This window comes from Parachlamydia sp. AcF125, assembly GCF_018342475.1.
Lineage (GTDB): Bacteria > Chlamydiota > Chlamydiia > Chlamydiales > Parachlamydiaceae > Parachlamydia.
Map to the genome: position 1 here is coordinate 296884 of NZ_JAEMUD010000001.1, position 22211 is coordinate 319094.

Annotated in this window: 14 protein-coding genes; 4 read left to right on the plus strand and 10 right to left on the minus strand. The window is 42.0% G+C overall.

Translation table 11 applies throughout. The annotated features are described in order from the left end of the window. Positions 1-25 precede the first annotated feature (25 nt). The 9 genes from PARA125_RS01240 to PARA125_RS01280 are packed head-to-tail and all read right to left on the minus strand — an operon-like array spanning position 26 to position 10023. On the minus strand, positions 26-892 hold the full coding sequence (locus PARA125_RS01240; protein WP_249274105.1) for a hypothetical protein: 867 nt from the start codon (positions 890-892) through the stop codon (positions 26-28). A gap of 8 nt (positions 893-900) precedes the next feature. Then, positions 901-1632 (minus strand): type II secretion system protein, encoded by a 732-nt coding sequence (locus PARA125_RS01245; RefSeq protein ID WP_213156916.1) that lies wholly within the window; start codon positions 1630-1632, stop codon positions 901-903. Between the two features lie 2 nt (positions 1633-1634). Continuing rightward, on the minus strand, positions 1635-2132 hold the full coding sequence (locus tag PARA125_RS01250; RefSeq protein WP_213156917.1) for a type IV pilus modification PilV family protein: 498 nt from the start codon (positions 2130-2132) through the stop codon (positions 1635-1637). Between the two features lie 15 nt (positions 2133-2147). After that, positions 2148-2801, minus strand: a complete 654-nt coding sequence (locus PARA125_RS01255) for a pilus assembly FimT family protein (RefSeq protein WP_213156918.1) — start codon at positions 2799-2801, stop codon at positions 2148-2150. 32 nt (positions 2802-2833) lie between these two features. Then, on the minus strand, positions 2834-3208 hold the full coding sequence (locus PARA125_RS01260; RefSeq protein WP_213156919.1) for a type II secretion system protein: 375 nt from the start codon (positions 3206-3208) through the stop codon (positions 2834-2836). A 15-nt stretch (positions 3209-3223) separates the two neighbouring features. Next, complete coding sequence (locus tag PARA125_RS01265; protein WP_213156920.1) at positions 3224-4408, minus strand: type II secretion system F family protein; 1185 nt, start codon at positions 4406-4408, stop codon at positions 3224-3226. 11 nt (positions 4409-4419) lie between these two features. Then, the gene (gene gspE, locus PARA125_RS01270) at positions 4420-6057 is read right to left on the minus strand and encodes a type II secretion system ATPase GspE (protein ID WP_249274175.1); all 1638 of its coding nucleotides are present in this window, start codon (positions 6055-6057) and stop codon (positions 4420-4422) included. Beyond that, positions 6044-8596: a secretin GspD/PilQ domain-containing protein gene (locus tag PARA125_RS10040; RefSeq protein WP_213156921.1), complete on the minus strand. Its 2553-nt coding sequence runs from the start codon at positions 8594-8596 to the stop codon at positions 6044-6046. Before PARA125_RS10040 ends, gspE begins: the two co-directional genes overlap by 14 nt. Positions 8597-8631: 35 nt before the next feature. Then, positions 8632-10023 (minus strand): hypothetical protein, encoded by a 1392-nt coding sequence (locus PARA125_RS01280; RefSeq protein WP_213156922.1) that lies wholly within the window; start codon positions 10021-10023, stop codon positions 8632-8634. 217 nt (positions 10024-10240) lie between these two features. Here PARA125_RS01280 and PARA125_RS01285 point away from each other — a divergent pair, with 217 nt between their 5' ends. The 4 genes from PARA125_RS01285 to dnaB all read left to right on the plus strand — a co-directional run bounded on the left by PARA125_RS01285 (position 10241) and on the right by dnaB (position 16221). After that, entirely contained in the window at positions 10241-10648 is a 408-nt protein-coding gene (locus PARA125_RS01285) for a hypothetical protein (protein WP_213156923.1), read from the plus strand. 200 nt (positions 10649-10848) lie between these two features. After that, positions 10849-12060, plus strand: coding sequence for an MFS transporter (locus PARA125_RS01290; protein ID WP_213156924.1), 1212 nt, complete (start codon positions 10849-10851; stop codon positions 12058-12060). Between the two features lie 26 nt (positions 12061-12086). Further along, complete coding sequence (locus PARA125_RS01295) at positions 12087-14660, plus strand: toxin-antitoxin system YwqK family antitoxin (protein WP_213156925.1); 2574 nt, start codon at positions 12087-12089, stop codon at positions 14658-14660. A 112-nt stretch (positions 14661-14772) separates the two neighbouring features. After that, positions 14773-16221, plus strand: coding sequence for a replicative DNA helicase (gene dnaB, locus PARA125_RS01300; RefSeq protein WP_213156926.1), 1449 nt, complete (start codon positions 14773-14775; stop codon positions 16219-16221). A 242-nt stretch (positions 16222-16463) separates the two neighbouring features. On the opposite strand, the gene PARA125_RS01305 is transcribed toward dnaB, so the two are convergent. Further along, a complete protein-coding gene (locus PARA125_RS01305) occupies positions 16464-22190 on the minus strand; it encodes an ankyrin repeat domain-containing protein (protein WP_213156927.1) in 5727 nt (1908 codons plus the stop codon). Positions 22191-22211 lie beyond the last annotated feature (21 nt).

Genomic DNA, 22211 nt, shown 5'->3' on the forward strand with positions numbered 1-22211 from the left:
TTTGGCAAAATTTAACTTCTGATTATTATTCATAAGGTTGGGGATCCTTTTTAGAGACGGTGAAATCTAAGACCTCCGATATGATTTCACCAAGCCGCCTATTCTCGAATAAGTCTTTGAAAATTTGCGTGGCTTCCTCTACTTTCATTCCATCCTCTGCTTTAACCTCTTTGTATAATTCCACGCGCTTTCGCAAAATTTCCTCAACGAGCGTGGGTTCACCAAAAATAGCCATCAAGAGAGGTTTTGAGGCGAGAAAAACTCGAATTTGGGTTTTATTACTTAAAGTGAGGTACTTAGCTAGTGGGGGGTAACTAACATTGACCTCTACGGTTCCTTTTTCTTCTGCGGGAATCTCCGTCCCCCCTTTTAACATTAAATAAAAAATGTCATGCAGGTGGGGATCTTTTAAAGGAAGGGTGGATAAATCACCCGCATTTTTAATCTTCTGGTTACTTGGCAAATCTTCAACAGATTGACTAATGGCTTTTAATAATTGATCAAGAAAACGTCTATCTTCTTCCAAGGCTTCTTTGAAAAATTTAGTGTGGCCATATAGAGCGAAAAGCAGATTTTTAGCCATAAGAGCAAATTGAGTATGCAGTTCTTGTTTTTTTTCTCGTTCCTCTCTATTTAAAAATAAGGCAATCGGAAGCGTGGAACTTGCTCGGCTTTTTTTTTGTTTGTTTTCCTCGGTTTGTTCTTTAGTTGTGGCGACATGCTCCTCATACCATTTTTTAGCGCTCTTTTTATACTCCTCACGCTCTAAATTTTTCATATAAAATTCAAATTGAGACTGAATAATTGCAAAGCTGCGATAACTTTCTAAGCGCGCATAAGTCATTAAAGTCATAAGCATTAAAAGGCTTGTCACAAAGAGTAAAATATTCAAAATTCTTCCTAATGATCATAAATGAGGGGATTTTTACTATTTGGTAAAGGGAAGCTATAAACTAAAGGCTCCCTGTCTCCTTCAAGGGTCATGATAAGGCGTACAATGGCGGGAAGCTGGTCGTATTCTTGCAACCAATCATCCACCCAGGCTCCTGGAGGACTAGGGTGAATGTTTACTCTTCCATCTGGGGAAACCGGTTTTTCCTTTACATCTTTTAACGTTCCCTTATCGGGCGGGATAAAGAATTGAAATTTTAACATGGCCACATTTTCAAAGAGCACCTCCTTTTTCATGGGAGGGAATTCCTCTTCTTCCCAGCGAGCAGGAGAGGGCCACATTCCTAAGCACAATCTTCCTTCCCCATCCACATACAGCCTTCCTAATACGTCTGAGGCGAAGGCAGGATCCAAATTGACACCATTGTCAAAGCCAAAGACCAAACTTTGCGTTCCCGATTTAAATACCCCTTCTGCAAATGAGGTAGTGTAAAAATAAAAAGCACTGCGTTTATTCCCGCCTGATGAAAAGCTTTTGGGTAACACTTGAGTTAACCGATATTGTAAAAACCTTTTAAAAAAGCTTTCCACTTGCAATCTTTCAGAGGCACGATTCATCGCATCGATTTGCTGATAGAAAAAACTCAAGGTTGTCAGGATCAAAGCGGTCAAAATTAAGGCGATCAACACTTCCAATAAGGTAGCAAAAGACTTTCGGTGAATTTGAGTCTTGCGAGACATCTTTACTCCTTAGGCAAAGGGGACATTCCCGTAAGATTTCGAGCTAAAAAGAATGGATAGGCGTAAATTTGCTCATCTTGAGTAGGCTTTTCTCCCTTGGGGTGAAAAGCAAACTTCAGTTCGAAAATATAAAGCACATACTCATTAAACTTATTATCCTCTTTTTTGGGCTTGCGTTGTTTTTCAACAAACGTGTATGTCCCTTCAAAAGGCAGCTCAGCAGTAAAACCAGCCTCTTTTAATAATTCTTCAGTGATAGGAAAAATGGTTTCATTTTCCAGATCTTGCCAAGGGATTTTATTGGCATACAGCTGCTCAACAAGATGACCAAAGAGTAAATTAACGAGATGGTCTAATTCAACTTTCCGAATAAAGGAGGTTTGATTTCTCAACATGGCGGAATGGGGCGCTATCAAAGGAAATACACACAACACAACCAAAGCAAAAGCAATCAAAACTTCTAAGAGTAAAAAATGACGCCTTTTTACACTTTGTAACACAGTTTACGCCCCTTTTTAGTTTGATGGCTCTTCATCCGTGCTTCCTTCCTCTTCTTTCTGTTCCTTAAATTGCGCGATTTCTTGCCTTGTCAGACTAGTGATTGTCGTTTCGATAGCTTTATCTTCATTCGGCAAAAAAATAGGGTCATGGGATGAAGGTGCAGAGCTGGCAATCGGATGCGGATATCCATACAAGTTAATAACCCTCACCTGAGCCCATGAGGGAACATTTACAGCATCCGATGAATTAGAAAGGCGTAAAATGCCGCGACTCATAATCGTTCCTTTCGATAAAAAATGAAGGCTAATCGCACCTTCAGTAACAGGGAGATCAAGTTCATCTTTAAAGCTTATCCCACGTATGGTTTTGAATACAGGCTTTACGCGAAGGATTTCATTCATCCAATTTCTGGTGGCTTGACTCTCTGTCTCTAAAGTAAAAGTAATTCCATCATTCCCCTGCAAAAATTTGACGGTGACGTCCGCCTGTAAAATGAGCATTAAATCTTGCGCGATGCGTAATTCATTGACAATTGTCTCAACTTCGGTTCGAAACCGTTGTTCTTCGAGAGCTTTGTTAATATTAATTCCAATGGCTACCGTCACAATACTTAGAATTGCCAAAACGATTAGCACTTCAACTAATGTAAAATATGATAATCGTTTCATGCAGTTGTCAGATAAGCGCATGCTTGGCTGGGCTACTTAGAGGTTTTGTGATACTGATCTAATTTCTCAGAGCGCACCTTGATGACCCCATTTTCCACATTCACCTTATATTCTTCTCCCCATCCGTCCCTTGTTAAAGCAGCTGGATTTTGCACCAGGGGGGATTTTGCGACAATGCCTTGCCAATTGGTTTCAATATTATCGAGCAGCCTAGGATTTTCAGAAACCTGAAGATTTAAAACCGTTTCCAGCCTTTCAATACCCGCTTTTGTTTTAAATACTTTGCCCTCATCAAGAGCCCCTCGGTAATTATAGGCTACTACTCCTGTGATTAAAGCAATCAAGAACATCACAATCATCATCTCGATTAGAGTGACATGTCTTTTATTTTTCACTATACAATTCATATTTACCACCTTAGGTTACATCGAAAATGAACTTACATCAGTCAATGGCAACAGCACCGCCATCATGACGGTTCCTATGACCGTTCCCATTATAATTAAAATGATCGGTTGAGCAAGTGCCATTACCCGAGATAGCGTCTTTTCTAGCTCTTCTTCATACATATCTGCGATTTTATTCATCATAATCACACTACTCCCTGAATCTTCACCCACTGCTAGCATGCGAGAGACCATATGCGGAAAATATTTAGATTGCATTAATTGGGTACTCAAAGAGCTTCCCTCAATTATTTTTGTTTCAGCACGCTTGATTTCTTCTTCAAGCACCGCATTGCGCATCGTTTCGCGTGCAATACGTAGAGAGTCTATCATGGTAACGCCCCCATTTTGGAGAGTCGCCATGGTACGACAAAAGCGGGCTACGGCAGCTTGAATGACTAAATTCTTTATTCCCGGCAGCGTTAATAGCTGCCTCTCAAGCCAAGCTTTACCAGAAGGGGCCTTCAGCTTAATCACCATTAAAAAAATCATTAATAGCAACAAGGGAAGATAAATCCACCAGTAATCTCGAAAAAAATGGCTAACTGATAGAACAGCATGGGTAAAACCATTGAGTTTTTTGTCAGCAAAGATCCCCTCGATGGAGGGAACCACAAAACCTAAGAGTAGGCAAATCACCAAAAGCGCAAAACATCCCAATACAGTCGGATAAATCATGGCTGTGGCAATTTCTTTGCGCAATTTTTGCTGTTTATTCAATAAAAAGCTAAGTTTTTCGAGTACAAGATCAAGCGCCCCTACAGACTCTCCTGCCCGTACCATGGAACAATAAAGTCGATTGAAACTATCTGGATAGTTTTCCATCGCTTCAGAAAGGGGCGTTCCAGCTTTAATTTGGTCACATAAACTTAAAATAATAGAATGAAAAGCTTCGCTCCTATAGTGCTCTTCGATTGCAATCAAAGCTTCATACAGGGGAACACCTGCTCCAAGGAGTTGTGAAAGCTGAAAGGTAAAAGCTAAAAGTTCGTCTCCTTTTAACCGTTTACTTGATGATCCCGCTTCCTTTAAGGAAAGCTTCACAATCATTAAGGCTTGATCACGCAGCTTACTTTTGGCTTCTTTCTCATTATGGGCTTCAACATAGCCGTTCTTTTTTTTCCCCGCAGCATTATACGCTTGATACTGATACATGGGCATGGCTTAAACTCCTAATCTTCCAATCCACGCGCCGCTCGTAAAACTTCAGCACTCGTCGTCACTCCGTTTTTAGCTAATTCGGCTCCATGATTCAACAGCCCAATCATGCCTGTATTGAGAGCCACATCGCGCATTTCAACCGCATCTGCACTTTTAACAATTTGCTTTTTAATCGCATTATTTACAGACATAAGCTCATAGAGCCCATGCCGACCTCGATATCCCGTTCCATAGCAAACAGAGCAGCCTTCTCCTATGAACAAATTGCCATCCGTCAAATCGTCTCTTTGCAAACCAAGACTGGCAAGTTCTCTATCGGTGGGCTTGTAAGAAGTTTTGCACGCTGGACAAATTCGGCGAACTAAACGTTGGGCGCATACCCCCACCACGGTAGAAGAGAGCAGATAAGGCTCGATTCCCATATCGACCAGGCGCGTAATAGAGGAGGGGGCGTCATTCGTATGCAAAGTGCTGAGCACCAGATGCCCCGTTAAAGAGGCTTGAATGGCAATCTCCGCCGTTTCTAAATCTCGGATTTCCCCGATCATGATAATATCGGGATCTTGGCGTAAAATGTGCCTTAATCCTGTGGCAAAATCCAATTTAATTTTATGACGCACGCCAATCTGAGCAATCCCTTTTAAATTATATTCAACAGGATCCTCAATCGTCATAATGTTTGTTTCTTCGCTATACATCTCAAAAATGGCGCTGTATAAGGTAGTGGTTTTTCCACTTCCCGTTGGGCCTGTGACTAAAACAATTCCTTCGGGCAAAGCAATTAAGCGTTTAAACTCCTCAAGGACGACAGGAAGCATTCCTAATTTATCTAAGCCTAAAATCACATTCCCCTTATCAAGAATACGCAAGACAATGCGCTCTCCACCTGCAATCGGAACTGTACTCACGCGAAAATCGATTTCTCTCCTTCCCATCCGCAGTTTAATACGCCCATCCTGCGGAAGACGGTGTTCAGCAATATCCAATTTAGCCATCACTTTGATACGCGTCAAAAGTTGAGCTTGAAATTCAATCGCTGGCGAGTGCCGGTTTTGTAAAATCCCATCGATCCGATAACGCACGCGTAGGCCATCTTCAAGCGGTTCAAAATGGATATCGGAAGCTCCTTGCTGAATCGCTTCGGTGAGGATCAAATTTAAAAGTTTCACAATGGGGGCTTGCATTTGAGAATCGTCGAGCAAGTCATACACTTCAACTTCCCCGTCTCCCCTTCCATCTTCCGATTGATCGGCAAGATTAGCAATCAGCTGTGAAGCCGCCCCAAATTCTTGGTTATAACATTCATTGATGGCAGCTAATATGACATCTTTTGGGCTGTAAACCGGTTTGACATTCACATTTAACATCAAACGCAGCTCTTCTAAAGGTTCTAAATTTAAAGGATCCGCGACTGCCACCAATATCGCATCTTTTTCTTCTTGGATAGGAATAACGAAATTTTTTTTAGCAAAAGAATAAGGAACTTTTTTATAGTATTCTCTAGATAGCTTAAGGTGGGAAAGTTCCGGGTAAATGGGAAGCTTAAATTGCTCTGCCAATTCCAAATTAGGGTCCTTGCCTGATTGAGGAGCGACTTTCCACGCCGCTTTTTTCGGAGTGTCAAACTTTTCCTTGTTATCTTCCATCATATTCACCACGAGGAATACCATCCTGCATATAACGCTCAGGAGCCCTTCCAAATAACATCGTTAAGTATCCTTGAAAGACTCGATTTTTCTCAGCTTCTTGTGCACTGATAAGGCGGCATAAAAATCCAGGCACATCTCCTGGACGCCGCTGCATTTCTTCGCAACGAATTCGCTCAAAATCTTCGGCAGCCTCGGTGATAATTTTAGGGGTAATAAAGATAAACATTTCAGTGGCAGAGTCTGACAGCTGCGTGATGCTAAATAATTTGCCAATCCCCGGAATCTCTCCTAAAAAAGGAATTGCTTCTTTGGAATCATTCAGATTTTTGCGCCTTAATCCCCCAATGATTACCGTTTGTTGATCAGGAATGCGCACCTGATTAGTGATATGCCTGCGTGTCACATCGGGTCGGCTTACAGTCGATGGATTGATTGTTTCAAATAGGATATCGGTTTCTAACGTAACATAATCTACTGGATCATCCGGATTATTTGTTTCTTCCCGGACGTGGATAGTAGGCACAATTTCAATTTTAATCCCATACCTTGCTCTAGCAAAAGAATCTTTTAAAGTAACGGATCCTTCCGTTGGAATTTCAAAAATCCCCGTACTAACTGAAATTTCCTCGGCGATCTCGATCGTTGCAGGGGTTTGGTTGATCGCCACTACAGAAGGACTGGCATTGATTTGAATATCATCTTGGGAGAGTAAGAACCGATAAGCAAAATCATAAGCAGGAATTCCGCTTGCTGTTTTGGCACGGCTAACCAAATATTCGAAAACGCCTACATTTTCAGGGTGGCTCACGCTTGTGCCAACCGGAGAAGTGTTATTCCATTGAAGAGAAGTGGAATGCGTATTTGTGGCTGTATTTCCTGTGCGCAACAGGTTTAGCCCAAATTGGTTATCTCGATTCAATCTCTTTTCAAATAAGAGCACCTCAATTTGGACCATCTTTTTGGGCACATCGAGCTTTTTGAGCAAATCTTTTAATTTCGGCAAAATGTCCGCCTCAACCACCATGACGATTGCTCCAGTTTTATCGTCTACAATAAAATTATGGTGGGTATTGTTTCCTTTGTTTTCTCGCTCTTTTTCCCATCGCCGGCGCGTCGGATTAGGCTCTACCAGATAAGTATCATCGAGAAAATACCCATAATCATATAATTTGGGCACTAAAGGCTTGGGTGCTAAGGGTGAGGACCCATCATATAAGGGTGGCGTCGTTGCTCCAAGTGGAGCTGCCGTCGCAGCGGCCTGTGAAGCAACTTCTTCTGGCGACGTCCGCTCCTCGTATCCTGTGCCGGTTTGCACCATGAGTTCATAAACCCTTTGCAAAACATCTGCAAGTTCATGTGGATCCGAATGCTTGGTTGTATACCAAAAAATCGTTTTTGTACGGGATTCCCCAACTTGGCTTTCAACCTCTTTAATGATGGACTCTGCTTTTTGAATTTCTTCTTTCGTTCCCACCAAAAAAACAGCTTGAGCAATTTGGGAAAGGGGAATGACTTTCAACCCGTTTGAGCCTCCACTCGCATCTATGGGCTCCGGATTTTGCTTAATTAAGGGGCCTTTTCCCGATAGAGAAGGCTTTGGGGTTGTTTTGGTGGTTTCCACGAGTTGATCAAAAATTGTTCCAATAATTTTAGCTATTTCTTCGGCTTCCACCCCATATAAAGGCACAACTTTGTATTCTTTATCTCCTCGATTTGCCAGCACGAAATCGTAAATCTTTAAAAGTTCCTGTACTTCAGATACTTGAGCAATGATCAAAATATCTCGACCCACCATTTGCAAAGTCGTATTGTGGGGATTGGTAAATTTATCCAAAAAGTACCACATCCGTTTAACTTCTGAAGGTTGAGGTGACAATACAAAGCAAACACGCGCACAAGTTGGAACAAATTCTAGCTCAAAGCGATCTCGAGTGATCAGTTGCAAATTAGAGTGATCGTCTTTTATTACAACAAGCTGGCGCAGATAAGGGTTCAAAATTTTGGAACCTAATCCGTTGTAATTCAGAATCAATTCTAACATTTCTCCCCAGGATGAGCGGGGAACCGGAAGGTTGGAATTGACACTCAATTTTAAGGAAGCGATGTCGGGTGTCATTAAATACACATAGTCTGGCGATCCATAATCCATGACCAACTGCCCTACCGTAGCCTCCGGATGATGCCAAAGCGCATATCCTTCGGTTTCTTCACTAACCGAAGCTAATTCCCGCCAACTATTTTCCAGATCGCGAATGTTAGCTTTTATAGAGTTGATTTCTCCCAATAATGCTTTAAAACTTTGCTCAGGAGCCCCTTCTTCGTACAAACGGTAGACCTCAGCATAATAACTGTCTAAAAGTTTATGCCATTCGATGAGCTCTTTATTCACCTCCCCTAAAAACTTTTGCATGCGTGGAGTGAGATCCCCTTCACTTATGATCCCCTGTTTTTTTTCAGCGATGGTTTGTCCTTGCAATGCAACCGCATTAAAAAGTAAGGCAAATAGAATAAAAAGTTGAGTATAGGTATTGAATTTCACATTTCACCATTTATCTTAAGTATGAGATCTTCCGCTTATTCTGCAGATGAACTTGGGGTCTCATTTTCTTCTGTTTTTATGCCTGGGTGTCTCTTTTCGGCAGGCCTTCGAGGCTTTATATTTTTTGGAGGCGCTTCATCTTTAAGCTTATGGGCATCCTCTTTTGCACAACTTCCACCTGTTTGTTGGATGAAAAGTTCTACGGGTTGAAAATCACTTCTAGTCGAGTTAAATACGGCTCCCATTAAGGCTTGTTGATCGCCCGTTTTTTTGAGGCCATCGAATACAAATAGCGGACCTATTGTTTTCCGATCAACATAATCATCAATTTCTTGTGCTGTGGTTAACTTTTTCCAGACCCCATCTGTTTGCAATAGCCAGTCATAGGGGCTTAATAAAAATCTCTCCCCGTCAATTTCAAAAACAAACTGGGAACGTGTCCGCGCACCTAAAAATTTAAATTTTTTTTCAAAATTTTGGGCTCCCCCTCTTGGTTCGGTGGATTTTAAAAGATTCAAAGGAAGAACGCCTTTTCCTTCAGCATCCCATACTTCCAGCTTCATTAAACGATCATCAACTTGCTTAACGACCAATAAAGGATGCCCTAAAGAATCTTTTCCCGGTTTTACTGCTTTCCATCGGTTGCTAGCGCTATCCCAAATAAAGATATCCCCCACCTTTGCATAAATCGAATAACCGGCGGGGGGTTCACCAAAATCAATACGCTCTTTTCCCATGAAATCTTGGTATTCTTCGCCACCATGCCTTTCAAAAAATTTATCCTTTCCAAACCAGCGGGCTTTTTGACGGGCTAACAACGTGCCATCTACTCTTTGATTTCCAATTTCCCACTTTCCAAGTGTACGAGCGAACTCGCGACTTTTTAATGAAAATTGTAAGTTAGGCGCAGGTTCACGCACAAGCGTTCCTTTGTCATCCACCATCCCGACTCGAATAACAGCCTCATCTCCGTTGTCTCGCGCTTCAATCCATAAAGGAGTGGGGGCGTTATGGGGACTAAAAGTGTATTTTCCAGGAGAAGTGGCGCGATCATAAACTAGGAAAAGCTTTTGATCCGCCTCGATTGCCGCTGTTTCTTTGCTTCCATTCCATCCAAAATGTAAAAGGGTCTCCTTTTGAGCATCAGGTCTTCCATTTTTACCATAATAAATGAGAAAGCGCTTTAGATCCGGCAATTGAATAGTCATGGGAATAAAGTTCAAACGCAGCAAATGGTTCTCTACATCCGCATAGGCCTGCTCGGATGAAGTAAATGTTCTTTTTGGCAATGTTGTCTTTGGCTCTTGCACTTCTACGAAGGGGATGTGGGAAGGACGCGAAAATAAAAACCAAAGTGAAAGAAGAATCAAAAATATTCCAAATCCAATCAAAGCCAAGTTAATCCATGAGATCCACTGCTTAATCATGCCTCTAACTTAACCTTTTATGTAATGCCTGCAGGCATTTATTGGCTTAAATCTTTTTACAATTGCTATAGACATTTCTCAGGGAGAAAGCTATACCCCTTCATATTGAAACATCAGTAACATTAATGCAACAGAATTAAAGATTCTGTCAAATAAAGATTGCCTACATTCGGCGTTTCATTTATATATCAAATTTAAATTTAACAAGAGAGGATATATGTCTCCTGAAACTCCCCCCGATCCAACTTCTCAAGAACCCGAAAAAGAACCAAAAGAGCTACCCAACCATGAAAAAAATAAATTAGATTCCGTGTTTGGGTTTGCAAAGAAAAATACCCGGGATACAGCCGCCTATGTTCTCCTATTAAGCGGGATTATTTGGAGTTTTTTTGATTCATTTTATGGGGGCATTCTTGTTGGCTTGGTTGCGGGTGCCTACTATGCGGAGGAGATTTCAACCTTTCTCAAGTCGATTAAGCAAGAAATCGAGGAATACGGGGCTGCCAGCAGTCTAATCCTAGCAGGAACAATCTTCGCCTTTTTTGTCGCTGCACCAGGGATCTTTCTAGGAGGGGCCATTGTGGTTGCCTTAAAAGGAGCGTTGACCAACTCCTCTAAAACCTAATTTAGCCTAAGAATTTGAACCCCCTTCTAATAAAAATCAATTCAGGAGGAGGTTCAATTTCCTTATGCTCATTTGCTTAAGCTCTCTTTCCCTCCCCCGGGCAAACTTTCCATAGATTAAAATATTCTTTTCGAAAACACACTTTTTTTGGTATAGTAGGTGCGCTAGAAAATTCAAAAACGACTCACCTTTTATACTTTATGCCTTTTTTTGCCCCGAAAAAAATACACCTTTATGGAACAGTTGGATTCCTTTGGTTATCCCATCTTCTTGTCGATACGATGATTGGGATTTGGCCTATTTACAAAACGATTGTCCAAATGGACTTAGCGGTAGCGGGTTTTATTACGGCAGCTTGCGCCTTTATTGGGGAAGGGATGCAGATCTTTTTTGGCATGCTAAGCGATAAGGGATACCGCAAGTTATTAATTTGTAGCGGATTACTTTGCACGGCCGCCAGCCTATTTTTTCCGCATGTAGAAGGACACTTTCTCCTTTTTCTTCTCTATTTACTAACCTGTTTAGGATCGGGAGCTTTTCACCCGGCCGCCGCGAGCCACACGGGAATGTTGACAGATAAACGCAAAAGTTTATTTGTGGCGATTTTCGCTTCAGGAGGAGCCATCGGATTGGCAGCAAGCCAATTGGTATTTTCCTCTTGCTACCACGCTTTTGAAGGAAATACAGCTTATTTATTTATGCCCCTTGCTCTTCTTATCTGTTTAATTGCGTTTTTTCCTTTCGCAGCTCCCCCTACTTTAGCGGCAAATAACAAACATTCGGTGAACTGGGAGGGCGTGCGAAAATTTCTTTCATCGCGCGAGCTTGTCTCTCTTTATTTTTGCCAAGTCTGCATCAGCTCTATTTTTTGGGGGATTATCTTTCTTTTACCCGACACATTGGCTGCAAGAGGTTATACCGAATGGATCAGCATGGGAGGCGGTCATTTCTTTTTTGTGTTGGGTGGCGCCTTAATGATGATTCCAAGCGGATATTTGGCCGATAAATACTCAGCTCAAGCTGTGATTTTAACCGCCATTATGTGTGGAGCCTTTCTTTTTTATCTATTCTATTTTACCCCTTTACTTCCTCCCTTTTTTGTTTTACCCTTATTGTTTTTTATGGGAGCAGCATTCGGAATTATCAATCCGCTCTCTGTTTCCCTGGGGCACCGTTTAATGCCTTCCCATCCAGGCCTTATCAGCGCCATTATGATGGGACTTGCGTTTTGTTTATCGGAAAGTATTGGACCAGGTGGCGGAGGGCTTTTAGCAGGATACTTTGAGGAAGATGCCACGGCTAAGGCTTTAGCTGTGATTGCTTTATTATGTTTACCCGCATTTTTAAATGCCCTGATGCTTTCTTCGGATCAAAAAATGTCCCCTGAGCAAGCTATTGAATACGCTTCTTAAAATATCATTATAATTGAGGATCCTTCATGAGGTTTACTTGGAAGCTTTTCTTTTTTTCTCTCTTTTTCACCGTTTGCCTAAATACCTGCGCCTGTAGCGAAGGTTCTGCTATTCATGAAATTAAGAAAAGGCAACCCCATTGGAGATGGGTTGTTACCGAAACGTACGATTCCGGAGCTCCCCTAGCCATCCTCTTTTACGATTTTGATCCCAAGCAAAACTTCGATATCCCCTTAAAAGAAATTCGCTATACGCTGGCAGGAAATGTTTGGCTGGAAGCAGATCTCATGGTTCTCCCTCCAGGGCACCCTTCTATCGCAGAATTTGCCACCACAGTTGTGCCGCATGGCCTTTGCTTCACCTATGGACCTGAAGGCTTTATTGAAAAAATTGAAACTTTTCATGAAGGAAAAAGAGAAGGAATTGCCAAAAATTATCAGGAAGAAGGACGACCTATTTACGAATGTTTCTATAGCAAAGGCGTCTTAAACGGCCCCTATCGGGTTTATGATTCCAAAGGAAAAATTAAAGAAGGGGGCACCTATAAAAACGGGTGTTTATCCGGTGAACAAAAAGTTTACCATTTTAATGAAACGTTGGCAGCCAGTTCTTACTATACAGACGGTCTCCTCGATAAAGAATCCACAGAATGGGACGAAGAGGGAAATATAAAAGCAAGAGCCTACTATTCCAAAGGCTTATTATGCAATCAAGGGAATGAACCTGCTAAAAAAACCTTTTATTCGGACAACACGATTCATACTATCCAAAACTTCCAACACGGAATTCCTCATGGGGAATTTATCGCTTATTATCCCAACGGCCAAATTCAATCGCGCGTTTTTTATTCTTTAGGCAAAAAAGAAGGGGTAGAGCAGCTTTTTGCTGACACCGGGGAGCTTAAAGAAGAAGCGAACTATAAAAATGGATTACCTATTGGAAAACATCTTAAAAAACATTCCAATGATAAAATGGCTTTTTTAGCCACCTATAAAGCTCCCGGCATTTTAGCAGAACCGATTGTTGAGTGGGATGAAAAGGGGAACAAGCTTAGGACTTATCAGATAGTGGGCTCTAACTTAGTGGGTGAATACCGAGAATGGTATCCAAATGGGCAACTTAAACTAGGCTATCTTTACAAGCAGGGAGAGCTGGATGGTCCCCAAGAAGAGTACTACGCCTCGGGAAATCTCAAGGTTCGCGCCCATTATCAGAATGGATACCGCCACGGCTCTTATGAGGAGTTTTACGAAAATACTCAACCGCTTATGCGCGCCAAATTTAGCAAAGGGCAAAAACAGGGTCCCTTCCAAAAGTGGTATGAAAATGGGAATAAAGCGATCGAAGCCACTTTCCATGACAATAAACCTATTCATGTTCTAAAGGAATGGTTCTCTTCTGCAACCCCTAGGCTCCTCCTTTCATATGATGCGGAAGGACATAAAGAAGGAGTTCAGCAAGAATGGAATGCAGCAGGAAATTTGATCTATCAAGCATCCTTTCACCAGGATATTCCACATGGAGAAATGCGCAGATGGTTTGATACCGGCCAACTCCAATACAAAACATTCTATCAAAATGGCAAAAGGGATGGAGTGGAAGAATCTTTTTATCCTAACGGGCAAATCGCCACACAAATTTCCTGGTCTAACGGAACTTTAGAAGGAGATTTTCTAGGTTGGTATAAGGAAGGCTCCCTTCAATTTGAAAAACATTTTGCCCTTAATCAACCGACTGGATCCCATTACGAATACTACCCTTTAGTAGAAGGTAAAAGCGTCCCCCAAATTTCTTCTGAAAGACATTATCAAAACGGCAAGCTACATGGAGTGCAAACTCAATACTATTCAGACGGATCTAAAATGGGCCAAATGGCGTATGACAATGGGGTGTTGCATGGCAAGAAACTGATGTGTTCCCCCAAAGGGCGCACCTTAGAAGAAGCCTATTATCAATATGGGGATCTAGAGGGTCTATATTTTGCGCTTAAAGTAGATGGGCGAGAATTTATTTACCATTATAAAAATAATCGTTTACATGGCTTACATCAAGCTTTCTACCCGCCCCATCCACAGCTTGGCCGAGTGAAAGCCCTCGAAGCGAACTTTGTGGAGGGTGTTTTGGAAGGAGAAGTAGCCGAATTCAACGAAGTTGGCACAAAAGTATCCAGCACTTTTTATAAAAATGGGCTAAAAAATGGAATTGCGGGAGTCTATGCCCCAGATGGGCGAATTCATATCTCGGCAGAATTTAAAGAGGATCATCAAAATGGGATGGCCTATGAGTATTACAGCAATGGGGCGATAAAAAAACAGGCCCTCTTTATTCAGGATAAAAAAGAAGGTGAAGAAAAGGCTTTCTTCCCTAATGGGCAAAAATCAGCCATCTATCCTTATAAAGAGGGGAAATTACATGGGACTTGCCAAGAATGGAATCAGGAAGGGATCCTCGTTTTTGAAGGGGAATACTTGCATGGGGAAAAGCATGGCAAATTTAATAAATATGATGATCGGGGTCTAACAAAAGTTTTGCAAACTTTTGTCCATGGCAAATTGGTCGAAAAGAAAAAAGACTCCCCTATTCTTCATACAAAGGAGTAAGCCATAGCAGTTTATAAGCCCCCTTCAGGCCGCAAGGTTACCAAAGGAATTCCTGCTAGAAATCTCATGTAGCACCTTAACCCCTTTAAAGAACTATAAAGAGAGAATTGAGATGTCCGAGGCCCCTATAAAAGTCAAAATTGCGCCCAATTCAAAAGAATCAGAGATGATGGTTCTGGGTTGCATGTTAACCAGCATCAACGCGCTTAACGTAGCAGCTGATGCATTGGATGATGCCGATTTTTATTATACTGAGCATAAACTCATCTTTCAAACCCTTAAAGAGGCTTACAAAAATGATAAGCCTGCCGATGTTCATCTTGTCTGCGAAGAGCTCAAACGGCAAGACAAGCTTAAAGCAGTAGGAGGGGTTGCCTATGTGACGACTCTCGCTCAGTTTGCAGGGACCTCGGCACATATCGAAGAGTATTGCGAGCTTGTGCGTAACAAAGCCATGCTGCGAAGCATGATTCATGCCGCACAACATGTGGAAAAACGAGCCCTTGAAGAGCCTGCCGATGTCTCCGAAGCACTAGACGAAGCCCAGCAGCTTTTTTTCCAGATCAGCCAATCAGCCTCCTCCTCCCACGGTGTTTTGATCGGGCAGATCCTATCCGGCGTTAAATCAGAATCTCAAGTTCCTTTTCTTAAAGAGCTTCAACAGCGGCAAGAACTTTATCATCAACGTGGACCCGAAGATTCGGGGATTACAGGTACACCTTCCCATTACACAGACCTCGATAAAATGCTCAACGGTTTGAACAATTCAAACTTAATGATTCTAGCTGCCAGACCCGCGATGGGTAAAACGGCTTTTGCCATCAATATCGCCGAAAATATATGTTTCAAAAACAATATCCCCGTGGGGATTTTCTCCTTGGAGATGAGTGCAGAGCAGCTCGTCCATCGGATTGTGTGCTCCCAATCAGAAGTGGAATCGGACAAAATTAAAACGGGGGCTTTAAATGGGATTGAATACCAACGTGTTGTGGCTGCCGTCAATAATATGCAAAACCACCTGATGGTCATCGACGACCAGCCAGGCCTAAAAATTACCGATCTTAGAGCCAGAGCCCGTCGCATGAAAGAAACTTATGGGATTGGATTTTTAGTGATCGACTACCTTCAATTAATCTCAGGCTCAGGTTCTTCCCGGGGCGGAGAAAATCGACAAAACGAAATTTCTGAGATCTCTCGTATGCTCAAAAACTTAGCCAGAGAGTTAAACATTCCAGTCCTCTGTTTATCTCAACTTTCCAGAAAAGTGGAAGAGCGCACGGGACACCGCCCGATGATGAGTGACTTGCGCGAGAGTGGGAGTATTGAACAAGATTCTGATATCATTATGTTCTTGCTCAGAAGAGAATACTATGATCCTTTGGATAAGCCAGGAATGGCTGAAGTGATTGTCGCTAAAAACCGCCATGGCGGCGTAGGGAGTGTAAATTTAACCTTCCGCAAAGAAATTGCCCAATTTGCCAACTACACCCCTGTGCGTTTCGAAGAGAAAGATTTTGTGGATAAGGAAGCAGAATTTAGCCCCTTTTCTCCTGCCCAATAAAATTCTACTCCTCAAATCTCTTCTTTAAATTTTGTAAGATTTGCTTAAGATGTCTTTGCCTGGCTTTTCGGCATACCCAATAGGGGTGATGCGAAGCTAGGTAAAAAGAGGGAATAAAGGCAAAAAAGTTCAACAAAAGAAATTGAGAAAACAATCTAGGTACTACAGCAACAATAAGTTTTAACTTATTAAAAGACACAGCTATTTTGTCAGTGTTTTAGGAGCCGGGGAAGCAATCCCTTTTAACATGAAATTTCATCTGAAGGGCTTTGAGAACTTTCGGTAGGACTGAGGCTGTCTAGTCGTTCCCGCCATGCCCTTATTTCTGAAGGGAGTTTTTCCTTTATTTCCTCATAGCTAAGCTTTAATTTATCACGGGAGGAATAAATTGTCTTTTTATCGCAAATTTGGAATTTTTGATCTTTCACTGGAAAGCTGTTTTCAGTAAAGAAACAAACTTTAGCAACTAAAGGAAGTGCTTCAATACCCATTTTTAATAAAGCATTTTTATTGACATTCCTTAGAATGTCATGAACAAACCCTCGGTCATCAGAATCGCCTTCCTTGAGGATTTGGACAAGAGCAGCCAATACCTGCTCAGGGAGCTGGCTTGCCTGTTCTGCTAGTGTTCTTAGAACGTCAGCAACAGAGCTTTTAGCATCATCATCGCCCTCCTTGAGGATTTGGACAAGAGCACTTAATGCCTCCTCAGAAAGCTTGCTTCCCTGCTTTGTTAATGTTCTTAAAACGCCGGCAGCAGAGTATTTGGCACCAAAATCGCCCTCCTTGAGGATTTGGATAAGAGCCTCTAATGCCTCTTCAGGAAGCTTATTTCCCTGTTTTACCAATGTTCTTAAAACAACGGCAGCAGAACGTTTGGCACTAGAATTGCCCTCCTTGAGGATTTGGACAAGAGCACCTAATGCCTCTTCAGGAAGCTTACTTCCCTGTTCAGCCAGTGTTCCTAAAACGTAGGCAGCAGAACCTTTGGCAGCAGAATCGTCCTCCTTAAAGATTTGGATAAGAGCACCTAATACCTCTTCAGGAAGCTTATTTCCCTGTTGTATCAATGTTCTTAAAACGCCGGCAGCAACAATTCGTCCCTCAGAATCACCCTCCCTGAGAATTTGGATAAGAGCAGCTAATACCTCCTCAGGAAGCCTGCTTCCCTGTTCTATCAATGTTCGTAGAACGTCAGCAGCAAAAGCTCGCCCATAAGGATCGCCTTCCTGGAGAATTTGGACAAGAGCATCTAATACCTCTTCAAGAAGCTTATTTCCCTGTTGTACCAGTGTTCTTAAAACGACGGCAGCAGAACGTTTGGCACTAGAATTGCCCTCCTTGAGGATTTGGACAAGAGCACCTAATGCCTCTTCAGGAAGCTGGCTTACCTGTTCTACCTGTGCTCTTAGAACGTCAACAGCAAAATATTTGGCAGCAGAATCGCCCTCCTGGAGAATTTGGACAAAAGCATCTAATGCCTCTTCAGGAAGCTTACTTCCTTGCTGTGCCAGCGCTCTTAAAACCTCAGCAGCAGAACGTTTGGCACTAGAATTGCCCTCCTTGAGGATTTGGACAAGAGCACCTAATGCCTCTTCAGGAAGCTTACTCAGTGTTCTTAGAATGTCAGCAGCAAAATCTTGAATGTTAGCAAAAAAATTTAGCCCATCAGAATCGCCCTCCTTCAGGATTTGGATAAGAGCACCTAATACTTTCTCAGGAAGCTGGCTTGCTTGTTCTGCCAATGTTCTTAGAACGTTAGCAGCAAAACCTCGCCCACAAGGATCGCCCTCCTGGAGAATTTGGACAAGAGCATCTAATACCTCTTCAGGAAGCTTATTTCCCTGTTGTACCAGTGCTCTTAAAACGCCGGCAACAAAAACTTGCTCCCCATAATCGCCCTCCTTGAGGATTTGGATAAGAGCATCTAAAATCCCCTCAGAATGCTGGCTTATTGCTAGAACGAGGGTAGCAGAAAGTTTGGCAGCAGAATCGCCCTCCTGGAGAATTTGGATAAGAGCACCTAATGCCTCTTCAGGAAGCTTACTTCCCTGTTTTATCAGTGTTCTTAGAATGTCAGCAGTAAAACGTTTGGCATCAAAATCGCCCTCCTCAAGGATTTGAATAAGAGCATCTAATGCCTTCTCTGGAAGCCTACTTCCCTGTTCTGCCACGGCTCTTAAAACATCGGCAGCAGAACATTTGGCATCAGAATCGCCCTCCTCAAGGATTTGAATAAGAGCATCTAATGCCTTCTCTGGAAGCCTACTTCCCTGTTCTGCCACGGCTCTTAAAACATCGGCAGCAGAACATTTGGCATCAGAATCGCCCTCCTCAAGGATTTGAATAAGAGCATCTAATGCCTTCTCTGGAAGCCTACTTCCCTGTTCTGCCACGGCTCTTAAAACGTCGGCAACAGAGCTTTTGGCACCAGGATCGCCCTCCTTAAAGATTTGAATAAGAGCAGCTAATACCTCCTCAGGAAGCTTACTTCCCTGTTCTGCCAGTGTTCTTAAAACGTAGGCAGCAGAACGTTTGGCATCAGAATGGCCCTCCTTAAAGATTTGAATAAGAGCAGCTAATACCTCCTCATGAAGCTTTCCTTTTTGTTGTACCAGAGCTATTAAAATGCCGGCAGCAGCAAATTCGGCATCAAGATTGCCCTCCTGGAGGAGGTGGATTAGAATATCTACTGCTTCTTTAGGAAGCTCGTCTCCTTGCTCTGCCACCGCTTTTAGGACAGCCAAGGCATCTTCGGCAGTACCAACATTATAAGGATTCTTAAGAGTTTCAATAATAGATTTAAGAACGCCTGAAGCTAACCTTTGCCCTGTTTCTATAACTTCTAGTAACTTTATTAGCATTTCTTTTCTGGTATTTGGGCTGGATAGCAATCCTTCGATGAAAGCTATTACACTAGGATGATTGAAGATTTTTTTATTCTTAAGCAGATGTTCAAAATTTAAATCTAGCGAAAAAAGATATGCCATATAGTCTTTCACAAGCTCAATAAAGCCTTCATATTGCTTCACTACTGTAGGATCTTGGCACTCTTCAAAGCACTCGGCAATCAAATTGAGCTCACTTCTGACAGCTAGGTCTTGAGGTTCAGCAAAAAGGTCATCGAAAAAGGATTGGAGTGCACCCGAATCCGAATAGCGTGGATTGCGTGATGTAGCGAGGGAAAGATAACCAGCAATCATACGCAGCACTAGGCCATAACGAGGTTCAAACTTATACTGCCGCACAAAGTTTCGACATGCCTGTCTTTCTCCTTTGAGATATTGATTGGCAATTTTTGAAGCGGCTAGAAATTCTTGGAAAGTTAAGTGAATAAAATACCCTTTTTCTTCAGCTTCAGGGATGCGAAGCAGCCCACAATCAGTAAGCTCGTTAGAGGTGATACCATCCCCTCTAAATTCGTCGATCACTTCCCTGCTTAAATAAAGGGTATCTTTTTCCATGGCAAAAAAAGCCATGTCTTCAAAAGCAGCGGTAACTTTGGCCACTTCTAAATTATGGCGTAGGTTTTTCTCTTCAAGAATTTTCTCCTTGGTTTGTTTAGATTGACTCAGGTCAATCCTTCTTAGAAGAAACCATTTATACATCCAGTTAACCATCCGCTCATAAATAGCAGTCATTGTAATGGGCTGATTGGCATCAAAAACTTCAGGGTCTTCGCTAAAAAGGCAGCACAAAAGGGTTAAGTTAATAGGAATTTGCGCCAGACTTAGCACCAGGGAAGACGTATTTAATAGACGGTTAAGCTCCTGTTTTTTCTCTTCGGCTTGAATGTGTTTAAAAAATCTGTCGATATAACGCTTAATCTCTTCTTTATCGAAGCCTAAAAGCTCTAGCTCACAAGAGCGGTTAAAAGAGCAGCTTCCAGGCCTTGAGGTGATCAGGATATGGGGAAATAGCTTTTTTAGCCCCTTAAGGGCTTTAGCAAGACTGCTGTTTCCTTGAGCCTTAGAGGAGAGTTCGTCATACCCATCTAAAATAAGCAGGGTTTCTTCTCGCAAGGCAGAACTGTCTATGCAAGCTTCGATCACTTGACGATCGATTTTGCCTGCATATTCTCTAGCTATCAGATCAGCTGGAGTATACTCTTTATCTGCGGGATATTTTTCTAACGTAAGATTTCTTAAGGGAATCCAAAAGAGGTAAGAAAAGAGCCCTTTCCAAAGATCCCCTTTTGCCCAGCGATAAGCGATATAATGGCATAAGGTGCTTTTGCCACTTCCTGCAGCTCCTTGGAGGTAAATTCTTTTATAATCTCTTTTTGCAAGGCTTTCGTGTTCGAAAAGCTTTTCAAGTTCGATGTTCTGCTTAGGCTCAAAGATAGTTTCATAAGTTTGGATGCGACCATCTTGTAGGTAATCAGAATGTTTATCAAGTGCTTGGTCACGTGCTTTTCTCTCCTTACTCTCAATGATCGCTAAACGCACATAGATTTCTTCCAAAGGAATTTTAAATTCCCACTCTTGCTCTACCTTGATCCTAACAATGGAAATTTCTTTTTGAGAAAGGTAAGAGCTTTGAAGGGAGCTAACCAGCATTTGTGGACTTAGTTTTGCCTGAACCAAAGCTTGCATAATGGCTGCGTTTTCAAAAGCAAGTGTTAAAGCCGTTTTTTTCTCCTGATTTAAGGCATTTAGGCTAGCTCCTTTTTTCACTAAGGTTTCGACGATTTTGCAATAGGAGTCTTTGCCTTTATTAGAAGATTCCCTCCATCCCAGGATCGCTAAATGTAAAGGAGTATTTCCCTTTTTATCTTGCTGATCCAACTGAAGTTGATCGGTAGTTTGGTCTAACAAGCATGCAAAGCTCTTCTCACTGCCTGTAAATGCAGCTAAGTGTAAAGGCGTCTGCCCATCCCTATTTTTAGCTTCCCTAAGGGTAGGATCATATTGTAGCAAAAACTTAACGATATCGACGCAATCTTTTTGAGACTGACAAGCATGATGCAGAGTATTATTTTGATTGCTATCAAGCTTTTTGAAATCCGCCCCTTGATCAAAGAAAAATTGCACGATAGGTATAGACCCTACCCTGATAGCCATATGTAAAGGTGTTTCTTTAGTTGCCTTTCCTGCTAAGACGTCAAGGTGCGATTGTATATTTGGCCTTTCGGCAAAGAGGTAGATAAAAATGCTTCTATTTTCATGGGCAGCGAAATAGTGCAATAAGTTTTCTTCATTTTCTAACCTTTCCTCTAAGCTATCCAAGTATTCATCTAGTGCTCGCCGATTAAACTTATATTCCTGTATGTTAAGAGTATGATATAATTCATAAGCCGTGGCGAGATAAAAGACCCCATGCAACGAAATTTCCTCATTTGCTTCTTCTAAAAATTTACCCCCTTGTGCAATTAAATCTTTTATACAGCCAGGACAGTTCAGTTGCAGCAAAGCCTTTAGCTTTTCATGAAGCTTTGCTTCAGGCAAGCGAGAGGTATGCATCCCATGATAGTGAATAACCGAGCTAGCCTGTATATGCAGTTGAGAATTTGCCCCTACTAACTGAGTATTTTTAGCAATAGCCTGGGGATGGACCGGTCCAAGCTGGGTTGACAAATGAGGATAAAGGACCATAAAGGACTCTGTAAAACGATGCTCGCAGCTGACAGGTTTAGGAGAATTGCAATTTTGGGAAGATTGGGGAGCAGAAGGAGGAACTGGCTGAGTAGCCGCAAACACAGCATCCTTATAGATATGTTTTCTCTTAGCAAAGTCATAAATTCCTATAATAATATTTCCTAATACCGGGATTAGGAGCACAACACAGCGAGAAAAGCTTTTTTGCTGTAAATAGGCGTAGTAATGGTTTTTTGAAACGTTTGCCTTTTGCTTCATTGGAAGCAACACACACTTTTGGAATAAATTAACCGAATTAGTGATTGTACTTAATGCTGGGACATAATCAGCTATGCGGTCTGCTTTTAATAGCAAGCTAACATTTAGGTACATTGTGGTTATCCAATTTTTATT